General features: G+C 33.3%; 18 protein-coding genes and 1 pseudogene. 9 read left to right on the top strand and 10 right to left on the bottom strand.

Features of this window, described 5'->3' with window-relative positions; genetic code table 11:
* Positions 1-182: 182 nt before the first annotated feature.
* Both FLP_RS19135 and FLP_RS19140 read right to left on the bottom strand, forming a co-directional pair.
* Positions 183-1,139, bottom strand: a complete 957-nt coding sequence (locus FLP_RS19135) for a glycosyltransferase family 2 protein (protein WP_065451081.1) — start codon at positions 1,137-1,139, stop codon at positions 183-185.
* Positions 1,140-1,157: 18 nt separating this feature from the next.
* Positions 1,158-1,691: a DUF4199 domain-containing protein gene (locus FLP_RS19140; RefSeq protein WP_065451082.1), complete on the bottom strand. Its 534-nt coding sequence runs from the start codon at positions 1,689-1,691 to the stop codon at positions 1,158-1,160.
* 245 nt (positions 1,692-1,936) lie between these two features.
* Here FLP_RS19140 and FLP_RS19145 point away from each other — a divergent pair, with 245 nt between their 5' ends.
* Positions 1,937-2,191, top strand: a complete 255-nt coding sequence (locus FLP_RS19145) for a type B 50S ribosomal protein L31 (RefSeq protein WP_029272307.1) — start codon at positions 1,937-1,939, stop codon at positions 2,189-2,191.
* A gap of 354 nt (positions 2,192-2,545) precedes the next feature.
* On the top strand, positions 2,546-3,721 hold the full coding sequence (locus tag FLP_RS19150; RefSeq protein WP_065451083.1) for a GlmU family protein: 1,176 nt from the start codon (positions 2,546-2,548) through the stop codon (positions 3,719-3,721).
* Between the two features lie 95 nt (positions 3,722-3,816).
* Here FLP_RS19150 and FLP_RS19155 read toward each other — a convergent pair whose 3' ends face one another.
* Positions 3,817-4,260 (bottom strand): PepSY-like domain-containing protein, encoded by a 444-nt coding sequence (locus FLP_RS19155; protein ID WP_065451084.1) that lies wholly within the window; start codon positions 4,258-4,260, stop codon positions 3,817-3,819.
* Between the two features lie 199 nt (positions 4,261-4,459).
* On the opposite strand from FLP_RS19155, the gene FLP_RS19160 reads away from it, so the two are divergent.
* The 4 genes and pseudogenes from FLP_RS19160 to FLP_RS25315 all read left to right on the top strand — a co-directional run.
* On the top strand, positions 4,460-6,094 hold the full coding sequence (locus FLP_RS19160; RefSeq protein WP_065451085.1) for an ABC-F family ATP-binding cassette domain-containing protein: 1,635 nt from the start codon (positions 4,460-4,462) through the stop codon (positions 6,092-6,094).
* A gap of 210 nt (positions 6,095-6,304) precedes the next feature.
* Entirely contained in the window at positions 6,305-7,459 is a 1,155-nt protein-coding gene (locus tag FLP_RS19165; RefSeq protein WP_065451086.1) for a porin, read from the top strand.
* 64 nt (positions 7,460-7,523) lie between these two features.
* Positions 7,524-9,092 (top strand): anaerobic C4-dicarboxylate transporter, encoded by a 1,569-nt coding sequence (locus FLP_RS19170; protein ID WP_207797825.1) that lies wholly within the window; start codon positions 7,524-7,526, stop codon positions 9,090-9,092.
* A gap of 102 nt (positions 9,093-9,194) precedes the next feature.
* Positions 9,195-9,373 (top strand): annotated as a pseudogene (locus tag FLP_RS25315) (anion permease); the annotation flags it as partial.
* A gap of 26 nt (positions 9,374-9,399) precedes the next feature.
* Here FLP_RS25315 and FLP_RS19175 read toward each other — a convergent pair.
* Positions 9,400-9,711 carry a GNAT family N-acetyltransferase gene (locus FLP_RS19175; protein ID WP_228520454.1) on the bottom strand — a complete coding sequence of 104 codons (312 nt, stop codon included), beginning with the start codon at positions 9,709-9,711 and terminating at the stop codon, positions 9,400-9,402.
* Between the two features lie 289 nt (positions 9,712-10,000).
* Between FLP_RS19175 and FLP_RS19180 the strand changes: the two genes are divergently transcribed.
* The gene (locus FLP_RS19180) at positions 10,001-10,660 is read left to right on the top strand and encodes an alpha/beta fold hydrolase (protein WP_065451087.1); all 660 of its coding nucleotides are present in this window, start codon (positions 10,001-10,003) and stop codon (positions 10,658-10,660) included.
* A gap of 131 nt (positions 10,661-10,791) precedes the next feature.
* Here FLP_RS19180 and FLP_RS19185 read toward each other — a convergent pair whose 3' ends face one another.
* Positions 10,792-11,307: a hypothetical protein gene (locus tag FLP_RS19185; RefSeq protein WP_065451088.1), complete on the bottom strand. Its 516-nt coding sequence runs from the start codon at positions 11,305-11,307 to the stop codon at positions 10,792-10,794.
* Between the two features lie 166 nt (positions 11,308-11,473).
* On the opposite strand from FLP_RS19185, the gene rpmH reads away from it, so the two are divergent.
* Together rpmH and carB are read left to right on the top strand one after the other, a co-directional pair.
* Positions 11,474-11,635, top strand: coding sequence for a 50S ribosomal protein L34 (gene rpmH / locus FLP_RS19190; RefSeq protein ID WP_008464848.1), 162 nt, complete (start codon positions 11,474-11,476; stop codon positions 11,633-11,635).
* Positions 11,636-11,782: 147 nt separating this feature from the next.
* Positions 11,783-14,638, top strand: a complete 2,856-nt coding sequence (gene carB / locus FLP_RS19195; protein ID WP_065451089.1) for a carbamoyl-phosphate synthase large subunit — start codon at positions 11,783-11,785, stop codon at positions 14,636-14,638.
* Between the two features lie 70 nt (positions 14,639-14,708).
* On the opposite strand, the gene yiaA is transcribed toward carB, so the two are convergent.
* The 5 genes from yiaA to FLP_RS19220 all read right to left on the bottom strand — a co-directional run bounded on the left by yiaA (position 14,709) and on the right by FLP_RS19220 (position 17,315).
* On the bottom strand, positions 14,709-15,119 hold the full coding sequence (gene yiaA / locus FLP_RS19200) for an inner membrane protein YiaA (protein WP_065451090.1): 411 nt from the start codon (positions 15,117-15,119) through the stop codon (positions 14,709-14,711).
* Between the two features lie 158 nt (positions 15,120-15,277).
* A complete protein-coding gene (locus tag FLP_RS19205) occupies positions 15,278-15,814 on the bottom strand; it encodes a DUF4252 domain-containing protein (protein ID WP_065451091.1) in 537 nt (178 codons plus the stop codon).
* Position 15,815: 1 nt separating this feature from the next.
* Positions 15,816-16,343: a DUF4252 domain-containing protein gene (locus tag FLP_RS19210; protein ID WP_065451092.1), complete on the bottom strand. Its 528-nt coding sequence runs from the start codon at positions 16,341-16,343 to the stop codon at positions 15,816-15,818.
* A gap of 17 nt (positions 16,344-16,360) precedes the next feature.
* Positions 16,361-16,819 carry a hypothetical protein gene (locus FLP_RS19215; protein WP_065451093.1) on the bottom strand — a complete coding sequence of 153 codons (459 nt, stop codon included), beginning with the start codon at positions 16,817-16,819 and terminating at the stop codon, positions 16,361-16,363.
* On the bottom strand, positions 16,806-17,315 hold the full coding sequence (locus tag FLP_RS19220; protein ID WP_065451094.1) for an RNA polymerase sigma factor: 510 nt from the start codon (positions 17,313-17,315) through the stop codon (positions 16,806-16,808). The genes FLP_RS19215 and FLP_RS19220 overlap by 14 nt, the downstream gene beginning before the upstream one ends.
* Positions 17,316-17,459 lie beyond the last annotated feature (144 nt).

Raw genomic sequence — 17,459 nt, forward strand, 5'->3', positions numbered from 1 at the left:
CATTCGTATATTTTTATATTTAATTTAAAATAATAATAATTTTCAGGAGCTAATCCTGCTATCATTCCAATCTTTTTTTGTTGTAGAAAAAACAACAAAAAAGGATTTTCCCTTCAAATGAAATTCACTGAACTCCAATAAAAATAGAAGTATAGTGAAGTAATCAAGGCTAGGGCTTCATGTTAAAAATTAACCTCTCGGGCTACTTTGTAACGTGCTTCGTTGCTTTTAGTTCTCAAAATAATCTCCCCAAGAAAACCTGCAAGAAATAATTGAGTTCCCAGAATCATGGTTGTTAAGGCGATAAAAAACCAGGGATTACTAGTTACGAGACTATATTTCATTCCGTTATACATATGGTATAATTTAGAAATACCAATATATGCGGCAGATAAAAAACCGATAATAAACATTACCGAACCCATTGCACCAAATAGGTGCATTGGTCTTTTTCCGAATCGGGATAAAAACCAAATCGTAATCAAATCCAGGAAACCGTTTATAAACCGTTCCATTCCAAATTTGGTTTCACCGTATTTACGAGCCTGGTGAATCACTACTTTTTCGCCAATTTTATTAAAACCGGCATTTTTGGCCAAAACAGGAATGTATCGGTGCATTTCGCCCGAAACTTCAATATTCTTTACAACTGTATTTTTGTAAGCTTTTAATCCGCAATTGAAATCATTCAATTCAACTCCCGAAGTCTTTCTTGCCGCCCAGTTGAAAAGTTTAGAAGGAAGATTTTTTGCCACAACAGAGTCGTAACGTTTCTTTTTCCATCCTGAAACCAAATCAAACTTCTGAGCGGTGATCATTTCGTATAATCCCGGAATCTCATCCGGACTATCCTGTAAATCGGCATCCATTGTAATAATAACGTCACCTTGCGCTTTTGCAAAACCAGCATGTAGGGCCTGCGATTTTCCAAAGTTTTTCATGAAACGAATTCCTTTTACATTAGGGTTTTCGTTAGAAAAACTTTCGATAATATTCCAAGAATTATCTGTACTTCCATCATCTACAAAAATGATTTCATAAGAGTAATTGTTAGATTGCATCACTTTAATAATCCACGAATAGAGTTCTTTAAGTGATTCCTCTTCATTAAGAAGCGGTATAAGTATAGATAAATTCATTTATATTTTATTATAGACTTAAGGTTTGTCATTCTTTACTATTGCTCCAATAATTAGAGAATATATTAATCCAATTAATGAATACATGACAAGTGTTACTGGAAGAACAATTAATGGGTTCATGAATTTTTTAACCATGCTAAGTCCCATTTCTAATTCTTGTGATGTTATATTAGGATTTTGAGTTATCATTCCTTCTTTAGAAATTTCCAGCATTTCATTTATGAATTCAGGAAATATCAAATTAAAAATTACACTAAATATGGCATATACCAAGCCTGCAATAACAGTAATTGAAACTCCTGTTTTTAAACATTCAGAAAAAGATATGAATCCATTGTTGATATCCTTCTTATAATGATTGCAACCTAAGTATATAAATATAAGAGGCAGAACTAAATAGTTGGCTATATTTACAATTACTCCAACACTTGAGTTTACTAATGATTTCATGCCAATTACATACATAATGACAAACTCCAAAACCATTATAACACCGAACAAAAGACCGTACATAGTTCCCGACTTGGCAGGAGATATATTTTTATCCATATAATTATTAGTTTAATTAATCCACAAATATAGCAATTCCCAATATATGAGAGATAAAAAAGCTTTTTGAATTTAACTAAAAAAAAGTGGGATAAACATTTGTAGATTAAAAAAGAATTGTAAATTTGCAAACTCAAATAATTAAAAGTTTTAAACAAAAAAAGAGTATCCTTTGTTTACACCTTTTTCTAACCATGAAAAAGCTTCAAAATAAAAATGCTCTAAACAATAAAATAAAAGAAAAGATGAAAAAAGGAATTCACCCAGAAAATTACAGATTAGTTGCATTTAAAGACATGTCAAATGACGAAGTTTTTATCACTAAATCTACTGCAGATACAAAAGAAACAATTGAAGTTGACGGAGTTGAGTATCCAGTTGTAAAAATGGAGATTTCTAGAACATCTCACCCTTTTTATACTGGTAAATCTAAACTTATCGATACTGCAGGACGTATTGATAAATTCAAAACTAAATATGCAAAACACGTTAAAAACTAATAACTGTTTTTACTTATACAAAAGCCTTCCAATTTGGGAGGCTTTTTTTATGGAATTGTAAAATTTAACCGCAAAGCCCGCAAAGATTTTTATCTGGCATTATATTTAGAAAACACAAGTTCGCAAAGTTAAATCTATACAAAGCTTTGCGAACTTTACTTTTTGCAAAAACTTAATAATATAAACTTTGCGTTCTTTGCGGTTAAATGATTATCAGTATAAAAATATGTTAGCCAAAAAAGCAATTATTTTCTTATTTTGAATAAGAGTACTTTTTAATAGAACAAATAAAATATTTGTAACTTTGATCTCGATAACCAAATCAAGATTTTAACAAGTACAAATTTTATATTTATGAATTACATTCTTTTTGACGGTCCCGTCCGGAATGCTTTACTACCTTTTACTTTTACAAGACCTGTTGCTGATATACTAATTGGAATCATGACGATTCGCCAAAAATGGGAAGCACGTTTAGGTTCGACCATTACAACTATTACCGAAGAATACTTGTCAACTAAATTTCCGATGGTGGAAATGGAAGAAAATGTAATGATCAATGCGGCATATTTACCAAATGATACGCTTGCAGAACTGGTTTCTGATTTAAAAGAAAATCAGGCAATCTTTAAAGGAGATGATGTTATCGCTTTTTTTACCACAGAAAATCAGGAAGAAGTAGATTTTGATGCTTACGAAATCATTCAATATAACGGAGATGCTCTTACTGTAGAACATACATGGGATATTTTTTCTAAAAATGATGCAGCCATTCGTGAAGATTTTATTTATCTAACCGAAGACAGAAAATCACAGCCTATCCCAAAAAGTGTAAATGTTATTGCGCCCGAGAATGTATTTATCGAAGAAGGAGCAAAATTAGAGTTTGTTACGCTGAATGCTTCAACAGGACCTATATATATAGGTAAGAATGCTGAAATTATGGAAGGAACCGTAATTCGCGGTCCTTTTGCTTTATGCGAAAATGCTCAGGTAAAACTAAATGCCAAAGTGTATGGAGCAACAACAGTAGGTCCGGGATCAAGAATAGGCGGAGAGGTTAAAAATTCGATTCTTTTTGCTAATTCAAACAAAGGACACGACGGGTTTTTAGGTGATTCAGTTTTGGGAGAATGGTGTAATATTGGCGCAGACAGTAACAATTCAAACCTGAAAAACAACTACGAAGAAGTAAAGTTATGGAGTTACGAAACCGAAGGCTTTGCGAAAACCGGGCTTCAGTTTTGTGGTTTAATGATGGGAGATCATAGTAAGTGCGGAATCAATACCATGTTTAATACCGGGACTGTAGTAGGAGTAAGTACCAATATTTTCGGGAGTGGTTTTCCTCGTAATTTTGTTCCTAGTTTTTCATGGGGAGGTGCAGGAGGTTTTACTACTTATGTAACCAAGAAAGCTTTCGAAACTGCAAAATTAGTGATGGGAAGACGAAATATAGATTTCGACGAAACAGAATCTGCAATTTTAGAACACATTTTTGAGGAAACTAAAAAATGGAGAAAGGATTAATTTAATGAGATAATTAGTCAATTAGATAATGAAGTAATATAGTAAACCCGACAAGTTTTTAAAAGCTTGTCGGGTTTGTATGTTTAAATTAAATATTAGTTATCGAGTTTAGTAAAATCTCCTTTTAAGTTAAATTTTAATTCTAAACCGTTTGTCAGTTTTGTTTCATAACCAAAAGTTCCTATTTCTATTTTGGTTATTTTCTCTTTAGGAAAATTAGTTTTTACATACGAAGCAATTTTTTTCGGAATTATGGAGGATGGGATTTTGCCGCTGTTTCCATCAACTTCTTTCCAGTTTCCTTTTTTATCAAATTCTATTTCAATTTTATTGTCGTACTGAACTTTATATTCTGTAGAGAGGATTTCTTTGTCCTCTAGTATGTAGCTTGGTTTTTTAGATCCAAAGTGAGCCTTTAAAAAAGTTTGCGCATTTGCGGGTAAAGCTTCTTTTTTAATAACGGTTTTTTGTGCATTTGCAGAAAATCCAAACAGTAATCCTGCAATTAGGCTGGCTACAAGGTTTAATTTCGTTCTCATATTTGCTGATTTTAATTCTCATACAAGATAAGGCTAAATTTTTAAAGATGTAGGAATATTGGTATAATATTAAAAAATGGAGCGCGCTGTGGTTTAAATAATATTGTCTAATAGTCTAATTAATCTATCTTTGCGCTTTTAAAAAAATACTTGCTGAGAAGTCTAAAAATCTAAGCAGTCTAAAAATCTAAAAATCTCAATGATTACAGTTAACGATATTTCGGTTCAGTTTGGTGGAACTACACTATTTAGCGATGTTTCTTTTGCTATAAATGAAAATGATAAAATTGCCCTTATGGGTAAAAATGGTGCGGGAAAATCGACACTTTTAAAAATAATTGCAGGTCAGAGTAAACCTTCTACAGGAAGTATTTCGGCTCCAAAAGAAGCGGTTATTGCTTACTTGCCTCAGCATTTATTGACCAAAGATGGTTCGACTGTGATGGAAGAAGCATCTAAAGCTTTTGGTGAAATTTTTAAAATGAAAGCTGAAATAGATGAAATCAACGAACAATTAACCGTTCGTACAGATTACGAAAGTGATGCTTACATGAAATTGATCGAAAGAGTTTCTGACTTAAGCGAAAAATTTTATGCAATCGAAGAAGTGAATTACGAAGCTGAAGTGGAGAAGATTTTAGTAGGTTTAGGTTTTGAGCGTGAAGATTTTGCTCGTCAGACTTCAGAATTTTCCGGAGGATGGAGAATGAGAATTGAATTGGCTAAAATTTTATTGCAAAAACCGGACTTAATTTTACTGGATGAGCCAACCAACCACATGGATATTGAAAGTATTCAGTGGCTGGAAGAATTCCTGATCAATTCAGCAAAAGCAGTTGTTGTAATTTCGCACGATAGAGCGTTTGTCGATAATATCACCAATCGTACTATCGAAGTGACAATGGGAAGAATCTACGATTATAAAGCTAAATATTCTCATTACCTGGAATTAAGAAAAGATCGTCGTGTACACCAGCAAAAAGCCTACGATGAGCAACAAAAAATGATTGCTGATAACAGAGCTTTTATCGACCGTTTTAAAGGAACATTCTCTAAAACAGATGCCGTTCAGTCTCGTGTTAAAATGCTTGAAAAGTTGGTGATCGTACAAGTTGATGAAGTAGATAATTCTGCATTAAAATTAAAATTTCCGCCAGCGGCACGTTCAGGTCAATATCCTGTAGTGGTAAAAGAACTTTCTAAATCGTACGGAGATCATGTTGTTTTTAAAGATGCTAATATTGTGATCGAACGAGGTGAAAAAGTAGCTTTTGTAGGTAAAAATGGTGAAGGAAAATCGACCATGATTAAAGCGATCATGAAAGAAATTGGTATTGATGAAGGAAGTGTTGAAATTGGACATAATTCTCAAATTGGATATTTCGCTCAAAACCAGGCTTCATTATTGGATGAAAATGCAACAATTTTTGAAACGATTGATAATATAGCTGTTGGAGATGTTAGAACGCAGATTAAAAATATTTTGGGAGCATTTATGTTTCAGGGAGATGATATTACTAAAAAAGTAAAAGTGCTTTCCGGAGGAGAAAAAACGCGTTTGGCAATGATTAAATTATTGCTTGAACCAGTTAACTTATTGATTCTGGATGAGCCTTCAAATCACCTTGACATGAAAACCAAAGACATTATCAAAGATGCTTTACGTGACTTCGACGGAACTTTAATTTTGGTTTCTCACGACCGTGATTTCCTTGACGGATTAGCAACTAAAGTTTTTGAATTTGGAAACAAACGTGTAAAAGAACATTTTGAAGATGTAGCAGGTTTTCTTGCTCATAAAAAAATGGATTCTATGAGAGAGATAGAGAAGTAATCTAGTTAAAAATATAATAATATAAAGGGCGTTAGTTAATTCTAACGCCTTTTTTTATGAAAAAATTAATAAAAAACGATTATTAAATAAATGTTAAAAACATGATATAAATCAGAATTGTAGCTGTAAGGATTAGATAATTTTAGTAGAGTAAAACAGGGCTATTCATAGCTTGATTTTTATAAAATAAAATAAATCTAAACTTTTATTATGAACCTTTTAAATAAATTTTTCTCCAAAAAGATTATACTTCTAATCTTTTTATTTCCCTTTTTCTCGAGTGGGCAAACTATAGATTCTCATGCTCAAACAGAATTAAAATATCCTCAATTTAAAGTACAGGGGCTTTTTCAGGGCCGTTACTTAAGTGGCTTTACGAAAGGAATAGATGCTGCAACCGGACTGCAGCATTTAGATGGTGAAGGAGTCGAAGATACATTCGATATAAAAAGAATGCGTCTTGGGCTTACAACAAAATTAAGTGATGGATTTGATGTTGTTGTTCTGGCAAATTTTGCAGACGTAAAATCAGATCCTAAAAACAAGATTCTTGAAAATGCCTTTGCAAGGTATATTTTTAATAAAAACATTGGTATTATGGCAGGTCAGTTTAGACCCGCTTTTGGACTTGAGGAACTAAATCCTGCCGATATTCTTAAATCATTCGATTATTCTAATCAATATACAGAGTTTGGTAATAATGGCTGGGCAAGTTTTCAAATGGGGGCTTCTGTATTTGGAGGGTTTAATTTAGGAAAGCTTCCCGTTAGTTATGCATTTTCTGCTGTAAACGGAAATGGGAGAAACCAGGTATCAGACAAAGACGATGGTAAACAATACTCTTCGCGTTTTGCTTTCGAATTAAATAAAAAACATAATATCAATTTTGGTATTAATGGTGGTTTTGGGGAAGTTTTTAATACCAAAGTTTTTGCAGTTGCCTTAGATTTTACAGCTGATTTTAAATTGGCGGATAAACTAATATTACAAACGCAGCTTGAAGGCAAACAAGGAATAAATCACTACTTATATTATTCTTTAGCTGCAGAATCCAGAACAGGAAATATTAATGATTACGAAATGCGTGGGGCATACTTCCTGCCCAATTTGAGATATGAAATTCAATATCAAAAATTAACCGCTATAGAATTTTCATGTCGCTATGAATATTTTGACAGAAGTTTTAAAATCAATTCAAATGCAAGACAGACTTATACGCCAATGGCAGGTCTGGAATTTGGAAAAGGATATACGGGACGTATCGAAATGGGAATGCAATTCGATAATTATAAACGCAACGTCGCCAATACTACGGCATACGATAACAACTTATTTATCATACAATTTCAAGGAAGATTTTTCTAGAAATAAAACTCCTGCGTAGTGTTTGGCTACACAAATATTAACTAATCAATAATTTAAAATAAAAATGAAAACAAGTATCAAAATAGTACTTTGTCTCTTCTTTGCAATTGCAGGAATGAATCCTTCTTTTGCCAATAGCACAAACAAAAAAGATATTGTTGCAGAGCAATCTATAGCTCAGGTTTCAGTTCCTTCAAATTCAAAAATAACTGTTCAAAAAGAGATTGCAACACCTTCAAAGGCACAAAATGAAACCGTTAAAAAAGCTTCAACTGATTCCGAAAAAGCAATACCGGCAAACGCTCCATTCTTGTTTTGGAGTCAATTAGTCTTGCTTCTGGTAATTATTTATTTCGGAATAAAATATGGAGGTATTGCCTTGGGAATGCTGGGAGGTTTAGGAGTTACCTTATTAGTATTTTTATATGGAGTAGAACCGGGAAAACCTCCAGTAGAGGTAATGCTGATTATTCTGGCAGTAGTTACAACATCATCATCGTTAGAAGCGACAGGAGCATTAAATTTAATTGTAAGTTATGCTGAAAAATTGCTTCGTAAGAATCCAAATAAAATTGTGTTTTTAGCGCCATTGACAAGTTTTACTCTTACCATGCTGGTAGGTACAGGACATGCAGTTTATCCATTATTGCCAGTTATTTACGATGTTTCGATTAAGAATAAAATTCGTCCGGAACGCCCAATGGCAATGGCTGCAATTTGTAGTCAGTTAGGAATTACGGCGAGTCCAATTTCTGCAGCTGCAGCAGCGTTGGTTGGAATTTTTGCAGCGGCCAATTTACATGTAAGTCTTATCGATATTCTAAAAATTACAATTCCGTCCGGTCTTGCCGGTTTGCTTCTTGCAGCACTTTGGAGTTTGAAAAGAGGAAAAGATTTGGAAAACGATCCTGTTTTTCAGGAAAAGATAAAAGATGAAGAACAACGAAAATATATTTTTGGAGATCTGGAAGAACAAACTAACAAATTCGGAAAAAAATCTAAAACTGCTTTAGCGTTGTTCCTGCTTGGAATTTTAGGAATTGTAATTATTGCTATTTTTCCCGAAGCCATACTTCCATTAGATAAAGAAGGGAATTCTTTAAAAATGAGTATAGTACTGCAATTTGTAATGTTGGCGGTTGGTGCAATCATACTTTTTGCTACAAAAATATCGGCAAAAAGTATTTCCGATACAAAAGTTTTCAATGCAGGTATGGTCGCGGCTATTATGATTTTTGGTATTGCCTGGATGAGCGATACAGTGATAGAAAATAACAAACCCTATATTTTGTCACTTATTAGCGAAACGGTTACGGCACATCCGTGGACATTTGCTCTGGCTATGTTTTGCGCTTCTGCTTTTCTAAAAAGTCAGGCAGCGACGTTGTTGGTTATTATGCCTTTGGGAATTTCTTTAGGAATTCCAACGCCGGTATTGATAGCTTGTATTCCAGCGTCATATGCCTATTTCTTCTTCTGTTTTTATCCAAGTGATTTGGCAGCAATCAATTTTGACAGATCAGGAACTACTAAGGCAGGTTCGTGGATATTGAATCATAGTTTTATGATTCCGGGTATGATTGCAGTCTGGACAGCAGTTATTGTAGGTTTTGGATTGGTAGAACTGTTATGAGATTAATTATTATTTAAAGGTTTTAATTCTAAAAAAGCACAAGAGAGATCTTGTGCTTTTTTTTTTCGAGAAAATAGTAGAGCTTTTATTTCGTGATTTTTCCTATTTGCTTTTATGCTTGATTTTGTAGGGTCTCTTTACAGAACTTTAACGCATTATGGTCACGGGCCGGCACCTGTTTTCTTTGGGAGCGGCTATATAGATTTAAAAAGCTCGTGGGTCAAAAGATTAATCACCGATTAACAATGCTGCTTATTTGCATGGTTATCGGTGGATTATGACTATGACTTATTGGCTATTTTTAAAATTAAATTCTAATTCCGGGAGGAAGTAATTCCTTGTACTGAGGGTTTTTTTTGATAAATAATACAATTCTGGGATGAATAGGCATTAATCTGAATTTCTTTTCGATAATAAGTTCCATGATGTTTTTAAGTACTACATCAATTAATGCTTGATTGTCAAAACCTTCTGGCGAGTTGATTTTGGTTAGAAAGATTTTCTTTTCCTGAAATGAATATTCAACAGAAAGTAATCCTTCAGGGACTATGGTTTCAAATTGTCTTGCAAAAGTATTGTCTTTGATTTCCATAGTTTCAATAGGTTCCATATTAGTCATGTTTTTTGGGGATTGAATTAAAAAAATAATAGAAAAAGAACGTTAATAGTATTGTTTGAAAAATCCTGGAAAGATCTTTTGATATTGGTTATAATGACTACAAAGGTAATCATTTGATTTTCAATATAAAATTATTTTTTGATAGTCCTGTAAAGGCTTGGGTTGCGTGCGGTTTTTGTGATTTTATTTTGTTTAAATTAATTATGGTGTAAGATTTGCAGTGCATATCGCTAAAAAAAGTAATTTTAGCTTGAAATTAAAGCTGTAACCATAATCTGTTTCTGTTAAAATGAGTAAAATTCCCGTATACTTTATGCCTGGTCTGGCAGCTAGTCCTGCTATTTTTGAAAGAATCAAATTAGATGAATCTGTTTTTGAAGTATGTTTATTAGAATGGGAGATTCCACAAGCAAAAGAATCTTTATCTGATTATGCGCTTAGAATTTCTAAAAACATTAAACATGAGAATCCGGTTTTGATTGGAGTTTCGTTTGGAGGAATTCTGGTTCAGGAAATTGCAAAACATATCGAAGTTCGAAAAGTAATTATTATTTCGAGTGTGAGAAGTAATGTCGAATTTCCGAGAAGAATGAAAATTGGTAAAACTACAAAAGCTTACAAGCTGATTCCGATGAAGCTGATTTTGAATATCGAAAATCTGGCAAAATATTCCTTTGGAGAAAAAATCAATAAGCGAATTAAACTGTACGAGAAGTTTTTAGCGGTTCGTGACCTTAAGTATTTACAATGGGCGGTAGAATCAGTTGTTTTATGGGACAGAAATGAAATTGATCCCAAAGTGGTACATATTCACGGCGATCAGGATGATGTTTTTCCTATAAAATATATCAACAGTTGCATTGTGGTAAAAGGCGGAACGCATATTATGATCCTGAATAAATACAAATGGCTGAATGAGAATTTGCCTTCGATCATCTTGGAAGATTAGAAATCTTTAAAATCCCAAATTTTTTAAATTCCAAATTCCATAATATTTTGAAAAAATAAAAAGCAACAAAAAAAATCCCAAATACCATTAATTGGAATTTGGGATTTTAAATATTTGGAATTTCAGCAATTTTAGATTTTTTTCATTTGATCTTTCATCATTGTGATTTGCTCTTTCAGCATTCCTTGTTTGTCTAATTTCTTAGCTTCGTTTAATAAATTAGTTGCTTCAAGCTTTCTGCGGCGTGACATTGCAACTCCGGCAAGGTTTAATTTTGCTACGGCTAAATCCATATCCATTGATAGTCCAAGCTCGATAGCTTTTTTGAAATGTTTCTCGGCCTGGTTGATATTTGTTTGGGATAACATGATTCCGTGTAGGTAATTAAAGTATCCTTGTTGTTTTCTTACTAAAGCAGCTTCCGGGTTTTTGATGTATGCCAGCCATTTTTTAGCACCTTCGAAGTCTTGTTTTCTTAATTTAAGGAAAGCTAAAAGGATAAATTCGTTTTTAAAGTAAAGAAAAATCGGAATTGCCGTTAATAATATAAGGAAGATTCCGTTCCCGATATTACTTTCAGTAAATTGCCAAACGCCAGCAACTACAAGAAGTCCGGCCAAAATAAGTTTAATATTCTTGTGAAACATAATAGATGTATATTTGTGATTGCAAATATAGTAAAATGAATTAAAAATATTTTTATTAAAGTACTTGCCAGAAAAAAAAGTCTTTGTATATTTGCACTCGGTTTTAGAATAACGATATTCTAAAACAGAAAAGAGATATTAGATACCATTTTAAAGATACAAAGCAATGAGCAAAAGAACGTTTCAACCATCGAAAAGAAAAAGAAGAAATAAGCACGGATTTATGGACAGAATGGCTTCTGCGAATGGAAGAAAAGTTCTAGCGCGTAGAAGAGCAAAAGGAAGACATAAATTAACTGTTTCTAGCGAGCCTAGACACAAAAAATAATGTTTGTATAAACATACATAAGGCGATTACTTTTTTAGTATCGCCTTTTTTTATACCTTGTCGGTAAAAAAAGATGCAACGTTCTAGTTTAGAATACACTACGAATGTTTTTTAAAGTACTTTATATAACTACACAATACAAATAAAATGCCTAAAGACACATCAATAAAATCAGTTTTAATAATAGGGTCAGGACCTATTGTTATTGGTCAAGCTTGCGAATTTGATTATGCAGGTTCTCAATCTGCACGTTCTATTCGTGAAGAAGGAATTGAAGTTATCTTGATAAACTCGAATCCAGCGACTATCATGACCGACCCAACAATGGCCGATCATGTTTATTTGAAACCTTTAACTACAAAATCGATTATTGAGATTCTGAAAGAACATCCACAAATTGATGCTGTTTTGCCAACAATGGGTGGACAAACAGCTTTGAATTTATGTTTGGAGGCTGAAGAAAAAGGAATCTGGCAGGATTTTGGAGTAAAATTAATTGGGGTTGATGTAAACGCTATTAATATTACCGAAGACAGAGAGCAGTTTAAACAGCTTTTAGAAAGAATTAATGTGCCAACTGCACCGGCAAAAACGGCTACTTCTTATTTAGAAGGTAAAGAGATTGCTCAGGAATTTGGTTTCCCGCTTGTAATTCGTCCTTCGTTTACTCTAGGAGGAACAGGAGCTGCAATTGTTTACAAAAAAGAAGATTTTGATGAGCTTTTAACACGCGGACTTGAAGCTTCTCCAATTCACGAAGTTTTAATAGATAAAGCTTTGATGGGATGGAAAGAATATGAGTTGGAACTTTTAAGAGACAAGAATGATAATGTTGTAATTATCTGTTCGATCGAAAATATGGATCCAATGGGAATTCATACCGGAGATTCGATTACGGTTGCACCTGCAATGACATTATCAGACACGACTTTCCAAAAATTACGTGACTATGCCATCCTGATGATGCGTAGTATTGGTAATTTTGCTGGAGGTTGTAATGTGCAATTTGCAGTTTCGCCAGACGAAAAAGAAGATATCGTAGCGATCGAGATTAATCCTCGTGTGTCTCGTTCTTCTGCATTGGCATCTAAAGCGACTGGTTATCCAATTGCTAAAATTGCTTCTAAACTGGCTTTAGGATACAATTTAGATGAATTACAAAATCAAATTACAAAATCAACTTCGGCTCTTTTTGAACCAACTTTAGATTATGTAATTGTAAAAATACCACGTTGGAACTTTGATAAATTTGAAGGTGCTGACAGAACTTTAGGTCTTCAGATGAAATCTGTTGGGGAAGTAATGGGAATTGGACGTTCGTTCCAGGAAGCATTACACAAAGCTACTCAATCTTTAGAAATCAAAAGAAACGGTTTAGGTGCTGACGGAAAAGGATATAAAAACTACGAAGAGATTATTGAGAAACTAACTTTTGCAAGTTGGGATCGTGTTTTTGTAATTTATGATGCGATTGCAATGGGAATTCCGTTGAGCCGTATTCATGAAATCACAAAAATTGATATGTGGTTCCTGAAACAATACGAAGAGCTTTATACTTTAGAGAAAGAAATTTCGAACTATAAAATTTCTAATCTTCCAAAAGAACTTTTGCTTGAAGCGAAACAAAAAGGTTTTGCCGACAGACAAATTGCTCACATGCTAAATTGTTTAGAAAGCGAAGTACATACTCTACGTATGGACCAAAACATTAACCGTGTGTTTAAACTGGTTGATACTTGTGCGGCTGAGTTTAAAGCGCAAACACCTTATTACTATTCAACTTTTGAGGCCGAAATCGAAAAAGCAAATGGTGAACGCTATGTAGATAATGAAAGTATTGTTACTGATAAAAAGAAAATCATAGTTCTTGGTTCAGGACCAAACAGAATTGGACAAGGAATTGAGTTTGATTATTCTTGTGTACACGGAGTTTTGGCTGCTAAAGAATGTGGTTACGAAACCATCATGATCAACTGTAATCCTGAAACAGTTTCGACTGATTTTGATACAGCGGATAAATTATATTTCGAACCAGTTTTCTGGGAGCATATATATGACATCATTCAGCATGAAAAACCAGAAGGTGTTATTGTACAGTTAGGTGGACAAACGGCTTTGAAACTGGCTGAAAAATTATCTAAGTACGGAGTAAAAATCATCGGAACTAGTTTTGATGCACTTGACTTAGCCGAAGATAGAGGACGTTTCTCAGATTTATTAAGAGAATTACATATTCCTTTCCCACAATTCGGAATTGCTGAAACGGCTGATGAAGCTTCTGCTCTTGCAGATACTTTAGATTTTCCGTTATTGATTCGTCCTTCTTATGTATTAGGAGGTCAGGGAATGAAAATTGTAATCAACAAGAAAGAATTAGAAGAGCACGTTATCAACTTATTGAAAACGATTCCAGGAAATAAATTACTTTTAGATCATTATTTGGCCGGAGCAATCGAAGCTGAAGCTGATGCAATTTGTGATGCTGATGGAAATGTGTATATCATCGGAATTATGGAGCATATCGAGCCTTGCGGAGTGCACTCTGGAGATAGTAATGCTACTTTGCCTCCTTTTAACTTAGGAGAATTTGTAATGCAACAAATAAAAGATCATACGGTGAAAATCGCGAGAGCGCTTAAAACTGTTGGTTTAATCAATATTCAGTTTGCTATTAAAGATGATACGGTTTATATTATCGAAGCAAATCCTAGAGCTTCAAGAACAGTACCTTTTATTGCAAAAGCTTACGGAGAACCTTATGTGAACTACGCTACAAAAGTAATGTTAGGACACAATAAAGTAACGGACTTCAACTTTAATCCGCAATTGAAAGGTTACGCGATTAAACAACCGGTTTTCTCTTTCAGTAAATTCCACAATGTAAACAAAGCATTAGGACCAGAGATGAAATCAACAGGAGAAAGCATCTTGTTTATTGATGACTTAAAAGACGATCAATTCTACGAATTGTACTCTAGAAGAAAAATGTATTTGAGTAAATAATCTCAAATCCTGATATAAAAAAAGCTCCAATGTAAATTGGAGCTTTTTTGTTTCTGGTAAGTTTCGATATTTATCTATTCAAATTTTCGTTTTGAGTATGAGCCATATTATCTCTCGTATTTTTTTGTACTGAAATAGCGCCAAACAATGCTAGTAAAAATGCAAATGCGTAGAAACCTTTTTCACTTGGTAAAATTGTAGCATTCCACAGTCCAACGGCTAATAATACAATTGATAATAGTGTTCCGAACCAGCAAATTCCATAGTAGATATCTGTTACGGGAAGTTTTTCAAGTCTGTCTCTAACGCTTTTTTGTAATGAAACAACAGCAAAAAGACCAAACATTAAAACGGTGAAATAATATCCTTTTTCATTTAGCAACATTTCTGCTCTTGCAAGTCCAACGATGTATCCAACCATTCCCGCTCCAAGAGCTACCCAAGATGCCGCTATAAAGGCATTCGATGTTTTTTGTACCATATTAATTTATTTCATGTTTTGGTTAAGAACAAATATAGATAAATTAGGGTCATATCAAAGCAAATTAAATAAAGAATTATTCAGTTTAATCCTGTAAAAATAATATATAAAAAAAGCTCCAAAATATGGAGCTTCTCTTTTAAAGTAAGTAAGACGTATTATTTAATCAATTGTTGTAAAGGCTTCAATTGTTCCATGTCGATTTTGGATTCTTTTAAAACCGACATTAGAGTCATGATGTTATTTGGGTTCATATTTTCGCCTAATACCCTAACCACTGCAAAACCGTTTTCTTTTCTGTTGGCAAAAACGACAAATTCTTTAATATGGTCATCAGAACCTACATAACTTATTGATGCTCCATCTTTACCTGAGCCAAAACTCATCAATTGCTGGTATTTTGGATCTTTTAGAATCGCTTTTACTTTGGATCTTTCTGCCTCAAACTGAACCTGATTGGCGGCATTTGCTTTAAAAGCCAGAATGTTCATCTTATCAAATGATTTTAAAGCCTCGGTTTGTTCTGCAGATAGTTTTGTTTTCTCTACGTTTAAAATACTGGGCGAAACATCCAGAGCAATAAAATTTTTATTGTCTGTATTCTCTACAAAATATTTCTGCAATGAAGGATCAGAATTACAACTTACTAAAGTTAGTAATACTAAAAGGGCTGAGGTAAAAATGTTGGTTTTCATCTTATTTTTTGCTTTTAGAGGCTTTTTTTAGATCAGAACCGCCAGGAAGTTTCATCTTATCTGTAAGTACTGAAATTTCGTTGATATCAAAATTACCTGTTAAAGATAATAAAACAGTTTCGTCGTTTTTAGCACCATCAACGTACATTAATAATTCTCTTATTTGAGAATCTGATGCTCCAGATTTTACAGAGATTTTAACGTTTCTGCCGCCATCATTAATTCGCATTAATTCTTCTAATCCTGCCGTTTTTACATATTTGTCAGCAGAGGCTTTCATGTCGGCTTCAATTTTAGGATTTTTAGTAGTAAACACTTTTAAGTTGTCTAATTTTTTAATGAGATTAATGTATTGTTGTGTTTCCTTATCAGAGGGATCAGCTTTTACTTTACTCATTAAATCAAACATTTTTTTGTTTACAATTACTGAGGTTACATCGTCCTGACCATCAAATTTGTCAAATGCTCCCTGTGCATAAAAAGTAGTGGTTACGAATGCGAGAACTAGTGTTATGATGAAATTTTTCATTTTTGATTGAATTTTAATTACTGTTTAAAAATTTTGTTTTTTGATTGTTCGTATTCATTAATGTATTGTACACTTTCGATACCTACATTAACATTGCTTGATAATAAGGCCAAAGCTTTTTGCGTTGCTGCTAATGCTTCTTCCGGATCATCATAGGTTCCTAGTTCTGTTTGCGCCACAGCCGGAGCTGCATTTTTTTCGCTTACATAAAAATAGGTTCCAACTCCTAGTAAAACAACAACTGAAGCCGCAATCGATAACCACGCCACATTTCGTTTTTTAGTTTTTAGTGGTATGTCCTGCGTCGATTTTTGTTCTTTTACCTGAGAGAAATAACCAAACATAGGTTTGTATTGTTCTAAATGCTGCGCAACATTTGGTGAAGAAAAATAGTCTTTTAATTCTTTTTCCTCTGCAATACTGGTTTCTCCCTGAAAGTATTTTTCTAATATATCTTCTATTTTATTGAATTCCATAACTGTGTGTGTTAAACATTGATTCTCTTATTTTTTTTCTCGCTCTCGAAAGTGCTACCCGAATAGCCGTTTCATTCATGTTGACAATTTTCGCAATTTCATCAAATTCATATTGTTCAACATCGCGTAACTGAATTAATATTTGTAATTGTTCGGGCAACTGACTTATAATTTTCTCCACCCATTCTAAACTATTCGAATCCTCTAGTTTCTTATCCAGTTGAGGTTCCCTGTCAGTATAGTTATTATGTACAATTTGAAGATTTCCGGCTCTTTTTGATTTTAACTGATCGAGACAATAATTCTTGGTCATTGTCATTGCTAATGCCTCAACACTATTGTAGTTGTCCAAACTTTCTTTTTTATTCCATAATTTAACTATTACTTCCTGCGTAGCATCTTCGGCCTCTTCTGTACTGGTTAATAATCTTTTTGCCAGACGAAAAACTTTGTCTTTAAAAGGATTTATTAATTCTATAAACACATTCTGATTCATAAAATTGGTTGGTTATTCGTTAGCTTATATAGTCAAGACGAGGCACTATTATTTTTGTTACACAGAGCGTGGAAATTTTATAATAAAAAAATACTTTAAAAATATCATTGTTAAAACTAAAGATACTATTTTTACGTTAATACT

The sequence above is a fragment of the Flavobacterium piscis genome, assembly GCF_001686925.1.
Lineage (GTDB): Bacteria > Bacteroidota > Bacteroidia > Flavobacteriales > Flavobacteriaceae > Flavobacterium > Flavobacterium piscis.